Source organism: Alloyangia pacifica (assembly GCF_020524285.1).
Lineage (GTDB): Bacteria > Pseudomonadota > Alphaproteobacteria > Rhodobacterales > Rhodobacteraceae > Salipiger > Salipiger pacificus_B.
In genome coordinates this window covers 18455-38703 of sequence record NZ_JAIVKX010000022.1, presented here as the reverse complement: position 1 = coordinate 38703, position 20249 = coordinate 18455, and the positions used below count along the sequence as shown (strand labels likewise).

Annotated in this window: 19 protein-coding genes; 6 read left to right on the top strand and 13 right to left on the bottom strand. The window is 68.1% G+C overall.

The window, feature by feature from the left end; genetic code table 11:
* Nucleotides 1-3: 3 nt before the first annotated feature.
* The 8 genes from LC039_RS24295 to LC039_RS24260 form a co-directional block, all read right to left on the bottom strand.
* Nucleotides 4-954 (bottom strand): FAD binding domain-containing protein, encoded by a 951-nt coding sequence (locus LC039_RS24295; protein WP_226629030.1) that lies wholly within the window; start codon nt 952-954, stop codon nt 4-6.
* The gene (gene paoA / locus LC039_RS24290; protein ID WP_226629028.1) at nt 951-1613 is read right to left on the bottom strand and encodes an aldehyde dehydrogenase iron-sulfur subunit PaoA; all 663 of its coding nucleotides are present in this window, start codon (nt 1611-1613) and stop codon (nt 951-953) included. Before paoA ends, LC039_RS24295 begins: the two co-directional genes overlap by 4 nt.
* Before the next feature lie 372 nt (nt 1614-1985).
* Nucleotides 1986-3329, bottom strand: a complete 1344-nt coding sequence (locus LC039_RS24285; protein ID WP_226629026.1) for a cytochrome P450 — start codon at nt 3327-3329, stop codon at nt 1986-1988.
* Nucleotides 3330-3526: 197 nt separating this feature from the next.
* Nucleotides 3527-5824 carry an FdhF/YdeP family oxidoreductase gene (locus tag LC039_RS24280; RefSeq protein WP_226629025.1) on the bottom strand — a complete coding sequence of 766 codons (2298 nt, stop codon included), beginning with the start codon at nt 5822-5824 and terminating at the stop codon, nt 3527-3529.
* A gap of 33 nt (nt 5825-5857) precedes the next feature.
* Entirely contained in the window at nt 5858-6685 is an 828-nt protein-coding gene (gene fdhD / locus LC039_RS24275) for a formate dehydrogenase accessory sulfurtransferase FdhD (RefSeq protein ID WP_226629023.1), read from the bottom strand.
* Between the two features lie 261 nt (nt 6686-6946).
* Nucleotides 6947-7987, bottom strand: a complete 1041-nt coding sequence (locus LC039_RS24270; RefSeq protein ID WP_226629019.1) for a hypothetical protein — start codon at nt 7985-7987, stop codon at nt 6947-6949.
* Nucleotides 7988-8093: 106 nt separating this feature from the next.
* A complete protein-coding gene (locus tag LC039_RS24265; RefSeq protein WP_226629018.1) occupies nt 8094-9110 on the bottom strand; it encodes a phosphatase PAP2 family protein in 1017 nt (338 codons plus the stop codon).
* A 297-nt stretch (nt 9111-9407) separates the two neighbouring features.
* The gene (locus LC039_RS24260) at nt 9408-9836 is read right to left on the bottom strand and encodes a hypothetical protein (RefSeq protein WP_226629016.1); all 429 of its coding nucleotides are present in this window, start codon (nt 9834-9836) and stop codon (nt 9408-9410) included.
* 457 nt (nt 9837-10293) lie between these two features.
* Between LC039_RS24260 and LC039_RS24255 the strand changes: the two genes are divergently transcribed.
* On the top strand, nt 10294-10950 hold the full coding sequence (locus tag LC039_RS24255; RefSeq protein WP_226629014.1) for a class I SAM-dependent DNA methyltransferase: 657 nt from the start codon (nt 10294-10296) through the stop codon (nt 10948-10950).
* A 13-nt stretch (nt 10951-10963) separates the two neighbouring features.
* Here the strand turns inward: LC039_RS24255 and LC039_RS24250 are convergent, their stop codons facing one another.
* Complete coding sequence (locus tag LC039_RS24250) at nt 10964-11314, bottom strand: type II toxin-antitoxin system RelE/ParE family toxin (RefSeq protein WP_226629012.1); 351 nt, start codon at nt 11312-11314, stop codon at nt 10964-10966.
* Nucleotides 11304-11561 (bottom strand): type II toxin-antitoxin system ParD family antitoxin, encoded by a 258-nt coding sequence (locus LC039_RS24245; protein WP_226629011.1) that lies wholly within the window; start codon nt 11559-11561, stop codon nt 11304-11306. The genes LC039_RS24250 and LC039_RS24245 overlap by 11 nt, the downstream gene beginning before the upstream one ends.
* Before the next feature lie 252 nt (nt 11562-11813).
* Here LC039_RS24245 and repA point away from each other — a divergent pair, with 252 nt between their 5' ends.
* From repA to repC, 3 genes are all read left to right on the top strand, one after another.
* The gene (repA, locus tag LC039_RS24240; RefSeq protein ID WP_226629009.1) at nt 11814-13025 is read left to right on the top strand and encodes a plasmid partitioning protein RepA; all 1212 of its coding nucleotides are present in this window, start codon (nt 11814-11816) and stop codon (nt 13023-13025) included.
* Between the two features lie 23 nt (nt 13026-13048).
* On the top strand, nt 13049-14056 hold the full coding sequence (repB, locus tag LC039_RS24235) for a plasmid partitioning protein RepB (RefSeq protein WP_226629007.1): 1008 nt from the start codon (nt 13049-13051) through the stop codon (nt 14054-14056).
* Between the two features lie 181 nt (nt 14057-14237).
* The gene (gene repC / locus LC039_RS24230) at nt 14238-15428 is read left to right on the top strand and encodes a plasmid replication protein RepC (protein WP_226629006.1); all 1191 of its coding nucleotides are present in this window, start codon (nt 14238-14240) and stop codon (nt 15426-15428) included.
* Nucleotides 15429-15638: 210 nt separating this feature from the next.
* Here the strand turns inward: repC and LC039_RS24225 are convergent, their stop codons facing one another.
* Together LC039_RS24225 and LC039_RS24220 are read right to left on the bottom strand one after the other, a co-directional pair.
* A complete protein-coding gene (locus tag LC039_RS24225) occupies nt 15639-16286 on the bottom strand; it encodes an SDR family NAD(P)-dependent oxidoreductase (protein WP_226629002.1) in 648 nt (215 codons plus the stop codon).
* Nucleotides 16287-16339: 53 nt separating this feature from the next.
* Complete coding sequence (locus LC039_RS24220; RefSeq protein ID WP_226629001.1) at nt 16340-17014, bottom strand: SDR family oxidoreductase; 675 nt, start codon at nt 17012-17014, stop codon at nt 16340-16342.
* Nucleotides 17015-17290: 276 nt separating this feature from the next.
* Here LC039_RS24220 and LC039_RS24215 point away from each other — a divergent pair, with 276 nt between their 5' ends.
* Nucleotides 17291-18175 (top strand): ABC transporter ATP-binding protein, encoded by an 885-nt coding sequence (locus LC039_RS24215; protein WP_226629000.1) that lies wholly within the window; start codon nt 17291-17293, stop codon nt 18173-18175.
* Nucleotides 18172-18939, top strand: coding sequence for an ABC transporter permease (locus tag LC039_RS24210; protein ID WP_226628999.1), 768 nt, complete (start codon nt 18172-18174; stop codon nt 18937-18939). Before LC039_RS24215 ends, LC039_RS24210 begins: the two co-directional genes overlap by 4 nt.
* A gap of 94 nt (nt 18940-19033) precedes the next feature.
* On the opposite strand, the gene LC039_RS24205 is transcribed toward LC039_RS24210, so the two are convergent.
* Complete coding sequence (locus tag LC039_RS24205; protein WP_226628998.1) at nt 19034-20233, bottom strand: M20 aminoacylase family protein; 1200 nt, start codon at nt 20231-20233, stop codon at nt 19034-19036.
* Nucleotides 20234-20249 lie beyond the last annotated feature (16 nt).

Here is a 20249-nt window from a genome sequence, read left to right as displayed (position 1 = left end):
GCGTCACTCCTCTGCCAGCATGGCCGCGAGCGTGCGCTCGGCCAGGGTGATCTTGAAGGCGTTCTCCTCGGTCGGGCGCGCGCCGCCGAGCAGCTCGGCCATCACCGCCGCCGCGCCGTTGGGCAACTCGGCGTCGGCGGCCGCGCTGCGCCATGGCTTCGGCGCGACACCGCCAAGCGCCACGCGGCCGGTGCCGTCGGGCTGACGGATCAGCGCCACCGAGACCAGTGCAAAGGCATAGGACGCGCGGTCCCGTACCTTGTGGTACTTCTGTTCGCCGCCCACCGGCGCGGGCAGGGTCACCGCGGTGATCAGCTCGCCCGGCATCAGCGCGCTCTCCTGCTCCGGCGTGTCGCCGGGCAGCAGGTGGAACTCTTCGAGCGGGATGGTCCGGGTCATGCCCTCGGGGGTCACCGTCTCGACCATCGCGTCGAGCACCCGCATGCCCACCGCCATGTCCGACGGATGCGTGGCGATGCAGGCGTCAGAGGTGCCGATCACGCCAAGCTGGCGCGAGAACGCCCCCTCGCTCAACGCCGCGCAGCCGGAACCCGGCGCACGTTTGTTGCAGGGCTGGGCGGTGTCGTAGAAATACGGGCAGCGCGTGCGCTGCAGCAGGTTGCCGCCCGTCGTCGCCTTGTTGCGCAGCTGCCCCGAGGCCCCCGCGGCAATCGCCCGCGTCAGCACCGGGTAGTCGCGCCGGATTCGCGCGTCCGCCGAGAGCGCGGTGTTGGTCACCAGCGCGCCGATGCGCAGCCCGCCCTCGTCGGTCTCGGTAATCTCGTCGAGGCCGAGCCCGTTGACGTCGATCACATGCGCCGGGCGCTCGATCTCGAGCTTCATCAGGTCCAGCAGGTTGGTGCCGCCGGCGAGGAACTTGGCCCCCTCCACCTCGGCGGCGCGCGCCGCGGCCTGTGCCGGGTCGCTCACCTTCTCGTAGGAAAACGCTCTCATGCCTCGTCTCCTTCGGCGGCCTGCTCGGCGACTTGGGTGATGGCGGCGAGAATGTTCGCATAGGCGCCGCAGCGGCAGATGTTGCCCGACATGCGCTCGCGGATCTCCGCGTCGGTCAGCGCGATCTCGGCGGTCAGATCGCCGGTGACATGGCTGGGGATGCCGGCGCGGATCTCCTCGATCACCGATTTCGCCGAGGTGATCTGGCCCGGCGTGCAATAGCCGCACTGGAAGCCGTCATTCTCGACGAAGGCCGCCTGCATCGGGTCCATCCGCTCGGGCGTGCCGATGCCCTCGATGGTCTGCACCTCGTCGCCGTCGTGCATCACCGCCAGCGACAGGCACGAGTTGATGCGCTGGCCGTTGACCGTGCAGGTGCAGGCGCCGCATTGGCCGTGGTCGCAGCCCTTCTTGGTGCCGGTGAGCTGCAGCTGCTCGCGAAGCGCGTCGAGCAGCGTGGTGCGGTTGTCGACCGTCAACTCGCGCTCTTCGCCGTTCACCATCAGCCTGACCGAGGTGCTCTCGGGACCGACCGGCGCGGCCGCGGGGGCGGCGGACTGCGCCGCGCCGCGCTGCCCGGCGGCGGCGCTCATGGCAATCGCCGCGCTTCCGGCCATCAGCGTCCGGCGGCGAAGTTCGAATTCGATGGGTGGGGACATCGGAGTTCCTTCCTGTCGATGGGGCGTCGCGCGACGAGCTCCGGGCGCGCGACTTTGGCAGGAAGGGTGTGGCGCCGAACACGTTTGTCCAACGCCGTGTCGCTCATCACCGGCATGAGTCAGGCTCATGAAACCGAAAGGCCGGCTCGCGCGTTGGACTTCGCGAGGCGTTCGCCCAAACCACGTTCGCCCAAAACACGCCGGACCCTCCCCCGAAAATCCCTGCACATGTCTCCAGAGAGCCCCCGGTGAGCGGTCCTGTCCTTGCCAATGGACAGGCAAGGCGCCCGGGCGATCCCGTCCTTCGGCGTGTCGCGCGCAGGGTCCGGCACGCCCCGGCCGAGGCCGCGCCCCGGGCGGCGGCCCTCGCCGCTAGAGCGGCGTGACCTCCAGCGTGACGCCGGGGTCGGGGCGCACCGTCATGTGCATGATCGGCTCGGGGCGCGGCCCCTTCGGCGCGAAGCGGTAGCGCGACAGCAGCGTCGCGAGGATGATCCCCGCCTGCATCATGGCGAAGTTCGCGCCGACGCAGATGCGCGGCCCGGCCCCGAACGGCATGTGCAGGTAGCGGTCGATCGTTGCGCCGGAGCCGAAGCGCGTGGGATCGAAATGGTCGGGCCGCTCCCAGTAGGCATGGTGGCGATGCAGCGCCCAGGTGTTGACGAAGATCGTCTCGCGCGGGCGGATCTCGCGATCGTAGAGCGTGTCGACCGCGCGCACGTTGCGCGCCAGCATGCCCACCGGCGGGTAGAGCCGCATGGTCTCGTCGAGCACCGCGGTGATCCCCGGCATCCGCTCCAGCTCCTCGTGGCCGCAGCGGCCGCCCTGCAGCACGTCCCGCGCCTCCTCCCGCGCCCGGGCCTGCGCCGGCTCGTCATGGGCCAGCAGGTAGAGCGCCCAGGCCAGCGACAGCGCCGTGGTCTCGTGCCCGGCGACGATGAAGAACTGCATGTTGTGCAGCAGATCCTGTGGCGACATGGTGCGTCCGCTCTCCGGGTCGCGCGCCGCGAGCATGTGGTCGAGCAGATCGTCCGCCGCCCCGGTCGCCTCGCGCCGCCGCGCCTCGATGGCGCGGGCCACCATCGCGTGCATGGTCTTCACCGCCCCGCGCCCGAACAGTTCGGCCGGGCGCGGCACCCAGGGCGGCACCTCGAGAAAGTCGAGCAGCGATGCCCGCCCCACCGTCAGGAAATAGCGGGTGATCGCGGCGCCATAGGTCTCGGCGTCGAAATGCTCGCGCCCCGAGAGGGCCACGTCGCAGATCACGTCGAAGGTCGCCGAGAGCATCTCGGCCACCATCTCGGCGCTTCCCACCCCGTCCAGCCGCGCGCAGGCGCGCTCCGCGGTGGCGGTCATCACCGGCGCCAAGGCCTCGACGTTGCGTGCGGCGAAGACCGGGGCGATGGCCCGGCGCTGCCAGCGCCACTGCGCGCCTTCCGAGGTGAACAGGCTGTCGCCCACCGCCGGCCGCAGCATGCGCAGCATGACCTCGGACTTGGGGTAGTTGTCGACGTTGTCGAGGAACAGCCGCTTCATCCCCTCGGGACCCTGCACCATGTGCCAGCGGGCGTGGCCGGTGGTGCCGGTGACGATCGGCTGGGTGTAGGCGATCTCGGGGATGATCCGCAGCACGTTGCTGCGCGCGGCCCGGAGGCTGGCCAGCATGCCAAGCGGCTGGGTGGCGGGCGCGATGCGGGGCGGCAGGTCTTCGGGCATGGGCGTTCCTCGGCCGGATGCAGAACATTTATTGCCTCGCGCCCGGCGATCAAGTCACCGAACCGCCCCACCCTCGTCCCTGCGGCGGGATCGCCGCAGTCCCGCCAGCAGACCTTGCGCCATGTTCGCCGCCCAGCCCGCTGCGCGCCCACGACAGCCACCTCCAAGCAAACGCCGCGCGGTCCCCCAGCGCAAGTTCAGGACGAGGCGCCCGCCTCCACCCGCACCAGCACCGATTTCGACGCCGGGGTGTCGCTGCCATCGCCGAAGACCCCATGCGGCACCAGCGCGTTCATCTCGGGGTAGTAGCCCGCCAGGCAGCCGCGCGGAATGTCATAGGGCACCACACGGTAGCCCTCGAGCACCCGCGCCACCCCGTCGTCATGCAGCCCGCGCAGGGTGACCGTCGCGCCGGCCCCCAGCCCCAGCATCCGCACGTCGGCGTGGTGCATGAACACCACACGCCGCCCGTTGAAGACGCCGCGATAGCGGTCATCCATGGCGTAGACCGTCGTGTTGTACTGGTCGTGCGAGCGGAAGGTCTGCAGCACGAAGCAGCGCGCCTCGCGGCGCGCGCGCTGCCATTCCGTCGCCTGCGGCAGCGCATGGGTGCCAAAACAGGCGTGGCCCGAGGCGGTGCGCCAGATCCGCTCCGCCGCGCGGTTGCGCAGGTGGAAGCCGCCGGGGCTGCGCACCGCGGCGTTGAAGTCGCCGAAGTCGGGCAGCACGCGGGCGATGGTCGCGCGGATCAGGTCGTAGTCCCCGGCCATCGCGCCCCAGTCCACCACCTTCGAGCCCACCGTCGCCGCCGCGATCCCCGCGACGATGCCGACCTCGGACTTCAGCGCCGGGCTCGCGGGCGGATTGAAGCCGCCCGAGCCATGCACCATGCTCATCGAGTCCTCCACCGTCACGATCTGCCGCGCTCCTTGCGCATTGCGGTCGATCTCGGTGCGCCCGAGACAGGGCAGCAGATAGGACTGCCGCCCGGTCAGCAGGTGGCTGTGGTTGAGCTTGGTGGCGATGCTGACCGTCAGCTCGAGCCGTTGCATTGCCTCGGCGATCAGCGCGCTGTCGGGGGTGGCGCGGGCGAAGTTGCCCCCCAGCGCGACGAAGGCCCGGGCCCGCCCGTCGAGCATCGCCCCGATCGCCCCCAGCACGTTGTGGCCAGGCGCGCGCGGCATCGCCACGCCGAGTTCGCGCTCCATCGCGTCGAGGAAGTCGTCCGAGGGGCGCTCGTTGATCCCGACCGTGCGGTCGCCCTGCACGTTGGAATGGCCGCGCACCGGGCAGAGACCGGCCCCGGGTCGCCCGATGTTGCCGCGAAGGAACATCACGTTGACCATCTCGCGGATCGTCGCCACCGAGTGCCGGTGCTGGGTGATGCCCATCGCCCAGGTCAGGATCACCCGCCCCGAGGACATGTAGACCTCGGCGGCATGGCGGATCTCCTCGCGGCTCAGGCCGGACTGCTCCAGCACCTGCGCCCAGGGCGTCGCCTCCACCTCGGCGCGCCAGGCGTCGAGCCCGTCGCAATGCTCCGCCAGGAAGGCATCGTCCAGCACCGGCGCGCGCCCTTCGGCGCGGGCCAGATCATCCTCGGCAAGGATCTCCTTGGCCATGCCGCGGAACAGCGCCATGTCGCCGCCGAGCCGCGGGCTCAGGAAGTCGGTCGACGTCGGCTTGCTGCCACCGCTCAGCATCTCGAGCTTGTCCTGCGGGTCGGCAAAGCGCTTCAGGCCCTTTTCCTTCAGCGTATTGACCGCCACCACCCGGGCGCCGCGCGCCGTGGCCCGTCGCAGGTCGGCCAGCATCCGCGGATGATTGGTGCCGGGGTTCTGCCCGACGACGAAAATCGCATCCGCCAGCTCGAAATCCTCGAGCCGCACCGTGCCCTTGCCGATGCCGATGGCCGCGTTCAGCGCAACGCCGCTGGCCTCGTGGCACATGTTCGAACAGTCGGGAAAATTGTTGGTCCCGAAAAGCCGCACGAAGGTCTGGTAGAGAAAGGCCGCCTCGTTGCTGGCCCGGCCCGAGGTGTAGAACTCGGCCTGATCCGGGTGATCGAGCCCGCGCAGCGCCGCGCCGATGCCCTCGAAGGCGGTTTCCCAGCTCACCGCCTCGTAGCGGTCGGTCTCGGCGTTGTAGCGCATCGGCTCGGTCAGCCGGCCCTGGTGCTCGAGGTCATAATCGCTCCAGCTCCGCAACTCGCTTACGCTGTGCTCGGCAAAGAACTCCGGCGTCGCCCGCGCCCGCGTCGCCTCCCAGGCGACGGCCTTCACGCCGTTTTCGCAGAACTCGAAGGACGAGCGATGCTCCGGATCGCCCCAGGCGCAGCCGGGGCAGTCAAACCCGTCCTCCTGGTTGGCGCGCAGCAGGGTCTGCGCCCCGCGCAGCGGCACGCCGCTGCCCATGAGGTGCTTGCCGACGCTCTTCAGCGCGCCCCAGCCGCCCGCCGCTCGAGAGGGTCTTCCGGTGAAATCGTCCTTGGCCATGATCTGGCTCCGTGTCTTGTCTGGGAGAGGCCGTCAGGCGCTTTGCGCGACGGCGAGGGTCAGTCGGTCGGGGTGGCTGAAAACATCCGCCGCGCCGTTGCGGGCCGAGCCGATCAGCGTGATCCCGGCGCGCTCGGCCAGGCGCAGCGCATGCGCGCTGGGGGCCGAGACCCCGATCAGGCAGCCGCAGCCGGCAATGGCGGTCTTCTGCACCAGCTCGACCGACAGGCGGCTGGTCATCACGATCGCCCCCGCCCCGGGGTCGATGCCCTGCCGCAGCAGGGCGCCGAGCAGCTTGTCGAGCGCATTGTGCCGCCCCACGTCTTCGCGCAGGCAGAGCATGCCGCGTCCGGGCAGGTAGAACCCGGCGGCATGGGCGGCGCGGGTCGCCGCGTGCAACGCCTGCCCCTCGCGCAGCAGATCGGGCGCGGCCAGCACCTCCTCGGCGCCGAGCCCAAGCGGCCGGAAGGGCACCGGCGGCAGCGGGCGCATGGCGGCTTCGAGACTTTCGATCCCGCACAGCCCGCAGCCGACCGGCCCGATCCCCGACCGCCGCCGCGCGGTCAGCGCGGCAGAGCGGTCCTGCTGCAACCAGACCCGCGCCTCGATCCCGCCCCCGGCCGCCTCCTGCCGCACGATCTCGATCTCGCGCAGCTGCGTGGCATCGGTGATGATCCCCTCCGACAGCGCGAAGCCCACGGCGAAATCCTCGAGATCGCTCGGGCTGGTCATCAGCACCGCCTGGGTCGCGCCGTCGAAGACCACCGCGACGGGCGTTTCCTCGATCAGCGCCCGGCGCGCGGGCTGCGCGACGCCGCAGGCAAGGCGCAGGCTTGGTCGGCTTTCATGGGTCGGTTGCACGGGGCTCTTTCCGGGTCGTCTGGCGGCGGGAGGCGCCGCATCGGGAGGGATGCTGCACGGCAGCATGCCCCCCTATGGCCCGGATCATGATAGCCAATCAATTTCGCTGTTCCGTCTATCGATTGAAAATATCAATCGTCGCACAGACGGACTCCCGCCCGGCTCCCCCTGTTTCGGCGCATCAATTGCCCGCCCGCAGAGAGCCACGGCGCGACGAGGACCGCAGCGCCACGGCCCCTGCGTCAGCCCACCCTCTTCGGATCAGTGCTTTGCCTGATCCAGGAAATCGCCGACGCTGTAATGGGCCATGACGTAATCGCAGGCGGCGGAAAAATCGCCCTCCATCGTCATGCGCGCGGCCTCGATGGCGCTGCGCTCGAAGTCTTCCAGCCCAAGCGAGCCGGCGTCCAGCGTGACCACCCGCGTCGTCATGTGGCTCTCCCGGTCGACCACGAGGAACCGCACCTCGTCGCCCGACTTGAGGCGGTCGTAGGTGGCATTTGGGAAGTCATGCGGATCGACGAACTGCTCCTGCACGAAGCCCGGCACCGCGCCCGGCACCACCTGCCATAGCCAGTAGCCGACCGGCCCGTGCGGCGTGGGGATCACCGCCGCCACCAGCCCGACCGCCAGCGTGCTCTCCGGCGCGCTCATCGCGGCGGCAAGCTCGGGCTCGCAGGCGCAGAGCACCACCGTCTCGAGCCCCTTCTCGGTGACCGTCTCGTGAAAGGCGACCATGTTCGGCAGCGGGGCCTCCGCCGCGTCGTCCCCAGTCAGCCCCGCGCCGTCGCCGGTGCTGATGATCTCGGCGACGATCCCGGTCTTCGAGAGTGTGCCCCCGGCGATCTCGTCGCGCAGCATCGGCGCCATGGCCAGCACCCCGTCGCGCGCCAGACCCGCGTGCACGTCGACATCGGCTGAGGAGGTCCGCGAGACCCCGAGTACCCGGGCACTGAATGCCGGCTCCCCCGCCGCGCCATCGGGGCCGCGGAACACCCCCAGCAGGACGATGTTGTAGTCGTTCTCCAGCGCGAAGTTCACGTCGTCGGCGCCGTTCATCAGGTGCAGCACGCTCTCCGACAACGCATCCTCGTAGCTCGCCCCGGCGGGCGTGCTCTTCTCGCGCAGCGTCTCCCAGTTGTCGAAGCCGAGCAGGGCGCCGACCGTCTTGACCATCACCTCGGCGCGCGGCGTGCCGAAGATCGCCTCCTGCCCGCCGAAGGATTTCTTGGGGTAGAGGAAGGAGGTGTAATCGGTCTCGCCGAAGACGTGGATGATCAGGGCATTTTCGAGGTCGGACATGAGGGGCCTCTCGGGGCTGGGTCGGGGTTCGGGCGAAAGCGCCAGCCCTACCAGCGACCGGCGCGAATGCAACCGCCCGGCCGGGCCATCGCATCATGCCGGCGCCTCAGTCCTTGCGCACCCGCATGGGTTCGGGCCGGGCCACGCCGCGCATTGCCGGGCGGAGCTCGACAAGCCCCGCGCGCCGCCGCAGCGAGATCCACAGCAGCGCCATGACCCCGATCGAGAAGTAGCCGTCCACCGCGTAATGGTAGCCGCTCCAGATCGACAGCAGCAGGATGGTGCCGCAGAACAGCGCCGCCGGCAGGCCCAGCAGCGCCGAGCGCTCGCCGCAATAGAGCGCGACCACCGTGGCCACCGAGACATGCACCGAGGCGAAGGCCGAGATCCCCGTGCCGAAGCTCCCCCGCCCGGCCGCATACATCTGCCACAGGTAGTCCTGCAGCGCGCCCATGGTCGAACCCTCCACCCCGGCGAAGCGCAGCGTCCAGGTCAGCATGGCGAAGCGGTTGCTGTCGTAGACCCGGTCGTAGAACACCGGCCCCACCGACATGCCTCCCAGCGCCAGCACATTGCCGATCACGATCCAGCTCGCGCAGTAGAGCACGAGGTACCGCTTCACCCGCGCCTGGTCGTCGTCGCAGGCCACCAGGATGACCGGGAACAGGAAGGCGGCGATCAGCCAGGGCCCGTGGTAGAGCGGCGTGAGCGTCAGCATGGTGTCGGGGCCGAAGACGCGGTTGATCACCGCCCAGGGGTCGGCATTGCCATGCAGCCAGGCATCGATGCGCGCCAGGTAGGGATCGGCGTAATAGGGCACGATCTCGGGCATCGTGGTCTTGAACAGGGTGAAGCCCAGGTGCAGCGAGAGAATGGCCGCAAACACCATCGCGACACTGCCCGCCGCCCTGCCCCGGCTGGCGCCCCGCCGCGTCTCGGCGCGCAGCGCCCAGGCTGCGACCAGCAGCGCGATCACCCCGACGTACCACAGCGAGACGTCCAGATCCTCCGTCACCGAGCCGCGCAGATCGGCGATGACCCCGTCGCGGAACAGCAGGGCAAGCAGGAAGGAAAACCCCGCATAGGCGAGGCCGAAGGCGAAGAAGGCGAAAGACGGGATCATGGTCGCGCTCCGCTCAGGGGTGGGCAAGACAGTAACATGGCGGCCTGAAGCATCTGACATAAATCGGGGATCTAGGCGGAAACCCCCGGTCGGGAAGACCCGGGCAGCAAGAAGCCGCGGCCGGTGGCACGAACCCGCCAAACCGGGCGCAGAGGCGCGGTCGCAAGCCGCGCCCTTCGGCATCCCGGCGGTTCCCCCGCCCCGACGATTTGGAAAAAGCGCACAGCGTGCCAGGCTCCGGCACTGCGAGCCGCCTTGCCCGACCGCTGCGCCACGCCGGGGCGCGGCGACCGAGGGTCAGCTCTCGAAATAAAGCGGGTCGACGACTTCCCGTTCGGGCGCATGCCGCCGGAGCAGGTCCAGCATCGCTTCCGGAGTCTTTGCGTGCTGCAAGCGGATTTCGAGCTCCCGGACATAACGGAAGACGGCACTCAAACTGGTTGGCATGCCGCTCGGCCCGATCAACACGGACCGCGCGAAATCGAAAAGGTATCCCTCACCGTCCGAGTAGGAGGATATCTTTGCTCCGATCAGCGTGCGTGCGGTTCCATCGCCGCGGCCGTCCCGCCTGGCGGAAAGATCGCGAATGTTCGGGGGCCAGTTCGCCCAGCCGTTGCTTCCTGGCGCGCTGTCGTGGCCGGTCGGGACTTTCAGGCCTGTCGGAGCAGATGCGCCAAGCCGGTCCAGCGCCTCGCCACGACTCTCCGAAAACTTCTCCAGTCCCATTTTCAACAACCCAAACTACCACGTCGATACGCGTCAAGGCCTAGTACAATTCTCGCCAAATATCCATATTGCTCACGCCCTGTTTACAATAAACCCACATCGCCAATGAGTGGCGTCAAAAATATGGCGGAATTCAATTCCAAAAAGATTGCAATTAAAATTCAGAATATATCCCTGCGACGATCCTCACATCGGGCAACCTTCAGGCCGCGGCATCGACCCGCCGCGCCGCATCTTGGCAACCGGAACACGACTCTGCTTTCGGAAGTCGAACCCTTTTCGGCGCTTTTTGACCTTCGGCGCCTCTGCCCATACCCTCTGCCTGCGGCGCGCGGACGCAGGACTTGCCTCGGCCATTTTTCGGCAGGGCGCCTTGTCTCGATCGACCCTGCCGGAGACGGGTGTCGAAGAAAGCAGCGGAATTGTCGGCGCCGGATTGGCGTGCAGGAGGGTTTCCATGACCACAAGACGAGCGAAAAACGGTTCAAATGAGGCCTTCGATCTGAAATCCGGCGGCACCGACCACCGCCAGATCACCGCCTATTACGACGATTGGGCCGCGACCTACGATGCCACGCTCGAATCGTGGAACTACCGGACCCCGAGCGATTCGGCAGAGATGCTGCTGCCTCACCTGGCGCGGGGCGCGCGGGTGCTCGACGTCGGCTGCGGCACGGGGCTCTTCGGGCAGGCGCTGCAGGAGCGCGGCGCGCTTCACCTGACCGGCCTCGACATCTCGGTGCAATCGATCCGCAAGGCGCGCGAGCGCGGCATCTACGCCGAGATCGTCGCGCACAATCTCCAGAGCCTGCCGCTGCCGATCGAAGAGGACAGCATGGACGCGGCCGCCTGCGTCGGCGTGCTGACCTATATAGACGACGCCGCGGCGCTGCTGCGCGATATCTGCCGCTGCCTGCGTCCCGGCGGGCTGGTGACCTTCACGCAGCGCACCGACCGTTGGCAGGCGCTCGGCTTCGACAAGACCCTCTCGGCGCTCGAGGCCGAGGGCAGCTGGTCCGTGCTCGAGATCACCGGCGCGCGCGACTACCTGCCCGGCCACGCGGACTTCGGCGACGACATCAAGGTCATCCACACGCTCTGCCGGGCCAGATAGCCCCTGCCCCGGCTCACGCCCCGGTCAGCAATCGCAGCAGGATCCGCCGGTCGTGATCCTGACCGCCGAAGAACACCGCAAGCACCCGCAGCTCCTCGGCGGCGTCATCCACGTCGAAATAGAAGATCGCCCGATCCTTGGTGACATGGCGCAGCGCGGGCCCCAGCTCCGGCCGCCGCGTGCCCTGGTGCGGCACGGCCCCGAGCCCCTCCATCGCGTCGAGGATGCCGCCGATCCGCCGCGCTGCCATGTCGAAGGCCGCCTCGGCGGGCTCCCCCAGCGCCTCGGCGCTGCTGGCCACGAAATCGAAGATCAGCTCGAGGTCCCGCTCGACCGCCGCCGCGCGCAGGACTCTATAGGCCACGCGCCCGCCGCTTGCCGGCAATCATCGCCTCGGTGCGCGCGCGCCCCTCGTCCATCGACAGGAACTCCCCGCCCCGCCGCTCCTCGAGAAGCCGGCGCAGCGCCTCGGTCTGCTCGCTTTCCAGCCGCATCAGCTCGATGCCGTGCTGCAGCGCCGCGCTCACCGAGGGGAATCGCCCCTCGTGCACGAGGCCGCGGACATAGGCATCCTGCGAGTCGGTCAGCGAGATGGAAGATTTGACGCTCATGGCACCCTCTTTTGCTACCCAGTAGTATATGGCACGGGCGTCCGAACGGTCAACGAGCGTGCTCGAAACCCCTCATCCCACTGATTGGTGTGGAAAACTTCTTGCGCGACTCGTGCCTCTCCGGCAATAGTCACGAAAAAGAGCCGGAACACGCCAAAAACCGTGAACACGACAGGGCGCACAGGACCCCGTCGGATACAAGCGGTCAAGGGCACGGCACAGAGGCAAGACAGTGAGCAGGATACCGTGCGCATGCAGGATATCACCGAAGACGAAGACCTGAACACGGTCATTCGTGACCATTCCGAACGTTTGACCGCGCAGCTTCATGCGCAGGCCGAAAGCATGTTCCCGCCCGACGCGGCGAAGGAAATGCGCAAGTTCACCTCCGGGGAAGCCGCCGCGCTCCTCGGGGTCAACGATTCCTACCTTCGCAAGCTGCATCTCGACGGCAAGGGCCCCTCCCCCGAGCTGACCCCCGGCAACCGCCGGCTCTACTCGGTGCACGACATCCACGATCTGCGCATCCTGCTGGAAAAGACCGCCCGCAAGCCCGGCGACTACCTGCCCGGCCGGCGCCGCGCCCCCGAGGGCAGCGAGCAGACATACCTCGACCACCTGCAGGTCATCGGCGTGATGAACTTCAAGGGCGGCTCGGGCAAGACCACCAGCTCGGCGCACCTGGCGCAGCGCCTGGCCCTGCTGGGCTACCGGGTGCTGGCCATCGACCTCGACCCGCAGGCCTCGCTCACCGCGCTGCACGGCGTGCAGCCCGAGTTCGACCTGCCCGACGGCGGCACGCTCTACGACGCCATCCGCTACGATGACCCGGTGCCGATCACCGATGTCATCCGCCCGACCTACATCCCCGGGCTCGACCTGATCCCCGGCAACCTCGAGCTGATGGAATTCGAGCACGAGACCCCCCGCGCGCTGGCGCAGGGCAATGCCGGGCTGTTCTTCTTCCGCGTCAAGGACGCGCTGTCGCAGGTCGACGACGACTACGACGTGGTGGTCATCGACTGCCCGCCGCAGCTCGGCTTCCTGACCATGTCGGCGCTCTCGGCCGCCTCCGGCGTGCTGGTCACCATCCACCCCGAGATGCTCGACGTCATGTCGATGTCGCAGTTCCTGCGCATGACCGCCGACCTCATGGACGTGATCGCCGAGAGCGGCGCCAACATGAAGCACGACTGGATGCGCTACCTGCTCACCCGCTACGAGCCGACCGACGCGCCGCAGAACCGCATCGTCGCCTTCCTGCGCACCATGTACGGCGAGAAGGTGCTGAACGCGCCGATGCTGAAGTCCACCGCCATTTCCGATGCCGGCCTCACCAAGCAGACGCTCTACGAGGTCGACCGCAGCGCCTTCACCCGCGCCACCTACGACCGCGCGCTCGAAAGCCTCAACGCGGTGAACGACGAGATCGCCGCACTGATCCAGAAGACCTGGGGGCGTTGAGCGCGCCGATGAGGGATTGACCGATGAGTGACACCCGCAAGAAACGCATGTCGATGCTCGACAGCCTCGCCGCCGCCGGCAAGCAGGGCGGCGCGGCCTCTCCGATGATGGCCTCCAACCGCGCCCTGCGCTCCGCCCGGGACGCGGTCGACAGCCACCGCATCTGGGAGCTCGACCCGACGCAGATCGACGACACGCGCACCCGCGACCGGCTCGACCCCTCGGACGTGCACGACCTGCGTGACGCGATCGAGGCGAACGGCCAGACCGTGCCGATCCTCGTGCGCCGTCACCCCGAGCAAGAGGGCCGCTACCTGCTGGTCTACGGCGGACGCCGGCTCGAGGCGATTCGCACCTCCGACAAGGTCACCAAGGTCCGTGCGCTGGTCGCCACGCTCGACGAGCGCGATGCGATGACCGCGCAAATCTCGGAAAACATGGCCCGGCGCGACCTGTCCTTCATTGAAAAGGCATTGTTCGCCAAGGAGTTGGTCGAAACCGGCTTCGGCAACCAGAGCCAGGTGGCCGAGGTGCTGACGGTCAGCAAATCGGCGATCTCCATGGCGCTGTCGGTGGCCGAGCTGATCGGCCTCGACCTCGCCACCGCCATCGGGGCCGCGCATGGCATCGGTCGCCCCCGCTGGGAGGCCATGGCCCGTGCCATCGAGGAGAACGGCGCCGACCGCGACGAGCTGGCCCGGCTTGCCGACGACGTGCACACCCGTGCCCAGGTCGCCGTGGTCAACGGCGAGACCCCGCCCGAAGACGTCTCCGTCGCCGCCTTCGACGCGGTGATGGGGCATCTGGCCCCCTCCCCTGCCCGTCCCGCGGCACCCAAGGCCAAGCCGGCGGAAAAGCCGCGGCGGCAGGCGCTGGTGGTGGCGGGACGGAAGGCCGGCACGCTCAAGCGCACCGCCAAGGGCCTCAACATGGAATTGGATGACCCGCGTTTCGCCGATTGGATCGAGTCCGAGGCGCAGGTTGTCTTCGAAGAGCTTCACGCGCGCTGGAAAAGCCGCGCGGAAGACTGAGCAGTCAATGAAAACAATAAGATAGGAGGCACGAGCCCGACAAAGAAAGAGCCCCGCAAAGCTTACGCTCCACGAGACCCTGACTTGTTCTTAGCACCCTCAAGGTAGTGTCCGGAGCCATTGTCCGCAAGTCGAAATCGATTCGCGGGACGGGTATTTTTTGTCTTCGTGAATGAAAAACATGGGCTATCACCCCATCACGCCTTTTGGGCGAACGGCTGAGGCTGTCCTGACCTCTCTCAGGGCACGGTCGCAGCCCAGCGATTCCCCCTGCGCGCTCGACAAGTGGCAGCTCCTGCGCGAGCTCACCGTGGCCCGCAAGAGCTTCGATCTGTCCGATCGCGACATCACGCTGCTGCAGGCCCTGCTGAGCTTCCACCCCGACGCCAAGCTCGACGCCGCGAAGTCTCTGGTCATCCACCCGTCGAACGAGACCATCTGCGCCCGTGCCGGCGGCATGGCCTCCTCGACCATGCGCCGCCATCTCGCGCGCCTTGTCGAGGCCGGGCTGCTGGTCCGCCGCGACAGCCCGAACGGCAAGCGCTACGCCCGCCGCGTCGGCGGCGAGAAGATTGCCTTCGGCTTCGACCTGAGCCCCCTGCTCCACCGCGCGGGCGAGATCACCGAACGTGCCGAGGAAGCCCGCGACCTCGAGGCCCGCACCAGGGCCCTGCGCGAGACCGCGAGCCTCCTGCGTCGCGACCTTGCCGCCCTCGCCGACCTCGGGCGCCTCGAAGCGCCCGATGGCCCCTGGGATGCATTCTCCGATCTTGCCCGTCTGACCGCGCGCCAGCTCCGCCGCAAGCTCGACCTCGAAACCCTCGAGCAGATCGCCCGTGAACTGCGCACTGCCGTCGCCCGCGCAACCGGGTTCTTCGATGTCGAAACAGCAGAAATGAGCAGCAGTGACGCTCGCAATGAGCAGCACCAACAGAGTTCATCTAAAGAATACTTAGACTCTGAACAGCACCACAGAGACGCGGAAGAGACTCTTGTCGAAGCTCCGGAACAGATCGAAGAACAGAGTCTAGATGCTGAGAAAAGCGCAGCGCCTCCCCCACCGCTCCGCCTCGTTCTTGGGACATGCTCCGAGATTGCCGTCTTCACGCCGGACCCAATTCAGGACTGGAACGGCCTCGTCAGGGCTGCCGACAAGATCCGTCCAATGACCGGGATTTCCGATAGCGCCTGGCACGACGCCAAGGCTGCGATGGGACCGGAACAGGCGTCTGCAACTCTCTGCGCCATGCTTCAGAGGTTCTCCGAGATTCGTAATCCCGGCGGCTACCTGCGGCACCTGACCAAGAAGGCGCGTGAAGGCACCTTCTCGTCGACACGGATGGTGATGGCGCTCGAACGTCGCGCGGCGTGAAAGTTCACAGCTGTGAACTGCGCCGCAATGGCTGAGAACGTCAGCGCGGGGGCTGGCCCCTCGAACCTAGGGTCACGCCAAAACCTCGCTTGGAATAATCTCAGTTTCTGAGCCAACCGAGGTAAAAAATAGGTTGGTCGGACGGGACTCCGGGGTCCCCTCCGACCGAGGCTCCAACCGACTATCCAGCAGGTTTGATCCCTGCCCGCATCAGGCCGGAGTAGCTGCGAGGTCCAGGTCGACGATATCGCCCGACGACCTCCGATCCGGCGCATCGATCTCCCGCAGCACCGCGGCGGCAAGCGCATCCGGATCTCCCGCGCCATGCAGCGCAAGGCAATGGATTCCACTGTCCCGCCACTCCACTGCCAGCGTGCGCCACATCTGCGCCAGCGCCGCCTGAGAGGCCCGCAGCCCGTATTGCGCCGGCCCGTGGAAACGGCCCGTGCGACCCGCGGGATCGATGAGCGCAACCGCCACCGGCTTCGCCGCAGAAGCGAGGTTCGGGGCCAGTAGCGCGGCGAGGCTCAGCGGCGCGAAGGTGTTCTTCATCATGGCGCGTTCGAAGACTGCGCCGGTGACGTGGTCGATCGGCGTAGCGGTTTCCTCGCGCAGGACGTGGGTGAAGATCGCGTGGTCGATGGTCCGGCCGGTGAGCCGCAGAGCGAGGTCGCGGGCGCTGGAGTCGGAGCCGGGGTCGTAGCGCAACTCCGAGACGTCCGGACCCAGCGTGGCGAAATCGGCAGCGGTGAAGGGACGGGGGTTCGCGGCGAGCACGGCCCAGCCCCGGCGGGCGTAGGTGCGGGCGAGGGAGAGACCGGCTCCGGCGTTGGCGCCGGTGATGAGGACGGTGGGCATGTCTGGTTCCTTTGGATCGGCAGAGGGGTCGGCGGGTCGAAATCAGCGACAGGTCACCAGGGCACGTCGAGCCCGTCGTAGCCGATGATCCGCCCGGCATCGGCGGCGGTGATCTGTTCGACCACGCGCTTCATTCCGGCGACGCTGTCCTCGACCGCGATGCCGCGGCCCTCGGTCATGTCGGTGGCGACCATGCCCGGACGCAGCAGCAGGCAGGTGATGCCGTCGGGGCGCCATGCGTCGGCAAGCCCGACCCAGGCCGCGTTGAGGCCCGCCTTGGAGGCGCGGTAGCTGTATTGCGTGCCCCAGTCGTTGGCCGAGATCGAGGACATCAGGCTCGACATGGCGCAGCAGGTCTTCATCCCGGAGGCGGCGATGTTCGGCTTCAATGCGCGGGCGAGGGCGAGCGGTCCCCAGGTGTTGGTGCCGATCGTGCGGGCGAACTCGGCGCGGGTCACCTCGGCGGGGCCGGCTTCGAGGTTGAGGGCGATGCCGGCATTGGCGATGAGCACGTCGATCGGCGTGTCGCCGAGCGTCTCCTTCAGGGCGGCGATGGAGGATTCGTCGTCCGCTTCGAGCGGCAGCACCTGCGCCCCGGTCGCGCGCAGGGCGTCGGCGCGGTCGGGTCGGCGGGCGGTGCCGATCACCTCCCAGTCCGCTGCGGCGAATTGCCGGGCGAGCTCGAGCCCGATCCCGCGATTCGCCCCTGACACCAGAATTCTCGGCATGGCTGTCTCCTTGGAATATTAGTGGTCGACAATTGGAATGCCAGATTCGCGCCGCCGGGCAATATCCGGGGTCGGGAGGGGAAGAAGCAACGAGATCAATGGATCATCCGGCGGGCATTCGAGCCGTGGTTGCACAAGTTTTCGGCGCCGGGCGGCGCCCGGTGCTGCCTTGGCGGGGCAGGGCGCTCTTCCCTCTGGCGCTTGGTGTTCCTTTGGTATGCCATCGTGTCACGCGGGGCTGCAGGCCGGTCCCGGGGGGACAAAGGAGACGAGAGCATGATCCATGCAACGCCAGCGCGGGAGGCGCACAGCAAGCCGGAGACCAGGCCGGATTTCGGAATGCAAGGTCGCGAAGGGGCGGGGACAGCACGCCGCGAGCCGATCATCGAGCTGGCCCATGCCGGGGTGACCTTCGCCACCGCCAAGGGCGATCCGCTGGTGGCGGTGGAGGACATGAACCTGACCATCTACCGCGAGGAGATCGTCTCGCTGGTCGGCCCGTCGGGCTGCGGCAAGTCGACGGTGCTGCGGATGCTGGCCGGGCTGCAGCAGCCGACCAGCGGCGACATATGGATCGGTGGCGGCAAGACGCAGCGCGGCTTTTCCGAGGTGGCCCTCGTCTTTCAGCGCCCGACCTTGCTGCCCTGGCTGAGCGTGATGGATAACGTGCTCTACCCGGTGAAGGTGCTGCAGCGCCCGACCAAGGCGCATCGGAGCCGCGCCATGGAGCTGCTCGAGCTGGTCGGGCTGCAGGACATGGCAGACCGCATGCCGCACGAGCTGTCGGGCGGCATGCAGCAGCGCGCCTCGATCGCCCGGAGCCTGATCCTCGATCCGAAGATCCTGCTGATGGACGAGCCTTTCGGCGCGCTGGATGCGCTGACCCGCGAGGACCTGCAGCTCGATCTGCTGGATATCCACGCCGAGACCCGCAAGACCATCCTGCTGGTCACCCATTCGATCAACGAGGCGGTGCTGCTGTCGGACCGGGTGGCGGTGATGTCGGCGCGGCCGGGGCGGATGCAGGACCTGGTCGAGATCGACGTGCCGAAGCCGCGCGGCGCCGAGAGCGGCGCACGGCCCGATTTCCTCGCCCTGTCGCAGCGTATCCGCGACGACATCTTCGGACCCCGTTTGAGCCGCAAAGGACGCCGCGCATGAGCCCCGCCCTGAGAAAGATCGTCCTGCCCGTCGGCACCTTCCTGAGCTTCCTGCTGGGCTGGCAGCTGCTGAGCGAGGCGCTGGACGTGCCGGTCTACCTGCTGCCCTCGCCGCTCGACATCTACGAGGGCGGCGGCAAGCTCGGCCCGGCGATCCTGAGCAACACGCTCGAGACGCTGAAGACCATCCTGCTCGGCTTCGTCTGCGCCTGCGTGGTGGGGATTCCGCTGGGGGTGGTGGTCTCGGTCAACCGCACGATTTCGGAGATGATCTACCCTCTGATCGTCTTCCTGAACGCGATTCCGATCATCGCCATCGCGCCGATCCTCGTGGTGATCTTCGGCACCGACATGACGACGCGGCTGATCATCGTGACGCTGACCTGCTTCTTCCCGATCATGGTGAACACCGCTGCCGGGATGATGGACACGCCGAAGGAGATGCTGGACCTGGCGCGGGTCGCCGGGGCCTCGCGCATGGGCGAGATCCTCAGCGTGCGCCTGCCGAGCGCCATCCCCTTCATCTTCAGCGGGCTGCGGATCGGGGTGACCGTCGCCGTGGTCGGCGCGGTGGTGGCCGAGTTCGTCAACGCCAACAAGGGGCTGGGCTTCCTGGTGACCTCCTCGACGGCGCAGTTCGCCATTCCCACGGCGACCGCCTGCGTGGTGATCCTCGCGGTGATCTCGGTGGTGCTCTACGAGGCGGTGAACTGGGCGCATCGGGCGTTCTTCGGCTGGTCGATCAAGACCAAGGCGGGGGAGTGAGCGGCGCCTCGGCGCAGCGCCTCTGCGGATATGGGAAAGGCCGGCGGGGACGCCGGCCTTTGTCGTTCTGGACGCGTGGGGCAGGGCAGGGGGGTCAGGCGGCTGACTGCTGCGTGTCGGCGCCCTGGCCGAGCTCCTGGTTCACCACCGAGACCCAATAGGCCGAGCCGTAGGGGATCGCCGCATCGTTGAAGTCGTAGTCGGGGCGGTGGTTGTTCTTCCACTCCGGCCCGTCGCCATTGCCCATCATCACGTTGCAGCCGGGCCGGGCGATGGCCATGTAGGCGAAATCATCGGCGGCGTTGATCGGCGGCGAGTTGGGGTCGACGTTTTCCATGCCGCTGACCGCGGCGGCGGCGGCCACGGCCTTGTCGGTCTCGGCCTGGGCGTTGACCAGCGGCGGGTAGCCGCGCTGGTAGTCCAGCTCGGCGCGGGCGAGGCACATGGCGGCGGAACTGTCGGCGACTTCCTTGAGGCGTTTTTCCAGAAGGTCACGCACCTCTGGGTTGTGGCAGCGGGCGGTGCCGGTGACCACGATCTTCGAGGGCATGACGTTGTGCGAGCTGCCGGCCTGGATCACGCCGATGGTCAGCACGGCGGATTCCTGCGCCACCACGTTGCGCGCCACGATGCCCTGGATGCCGAGGATGAAATGCGCCAGCGCGGTCATCAGGTCGACGGATTTCTCGGGCGCGCCGGCGTGGCCGCCGGTGCCGTGGAAGGTGACCTCCCACTGGTCGGCGCAGGCGAGCTGGCCGCCGACGCGGGTGATGAACTTGCCGACCGGCACGCCGGGCTTGTTGTGCAGCGAGTAGACCGCGTCGCAGGGGAACTGCTCGAAGAGCCCTTCCTCGATCATCCGCAGCCCGCCGGCGCCGCCCTCTTCGGCGGGCTGGAAGATGCAATGCACGGTGCCGCCGAAATCGGGGTTCTCGGAGAGGTAGCGCGCGGCGTTCAGCAGCATGGTGGTGTGGCCGTCATGGCCGCAGCCGTGGAACTTGCCGGGGATGGTCGAGCGGTGACCGAAGCTGTTGGTCTCGTCCATGTTGAGCGCGTCCATGTCGGCGCGCAGCCCGACGGCGCGGTTGCCGGGCAGGCGGCCGCGGATCACCGCGACGACGCCGGTGCCGGCGAGCCCGGCGTGGTTCTCGATGCCCCACTCGTCGAGCTTGCGGCGGACCAGCGCCGAGGTGCGGACTTCCTCATAGGAGGTTTCGGGATGCATGTGGATGTCGTGGCGCAGGGCCACCATTTCCTGCTGCCGCGCCTCGAAGGCGGCGAGGACCTTTTCCATCTGCATGATTTTTCCT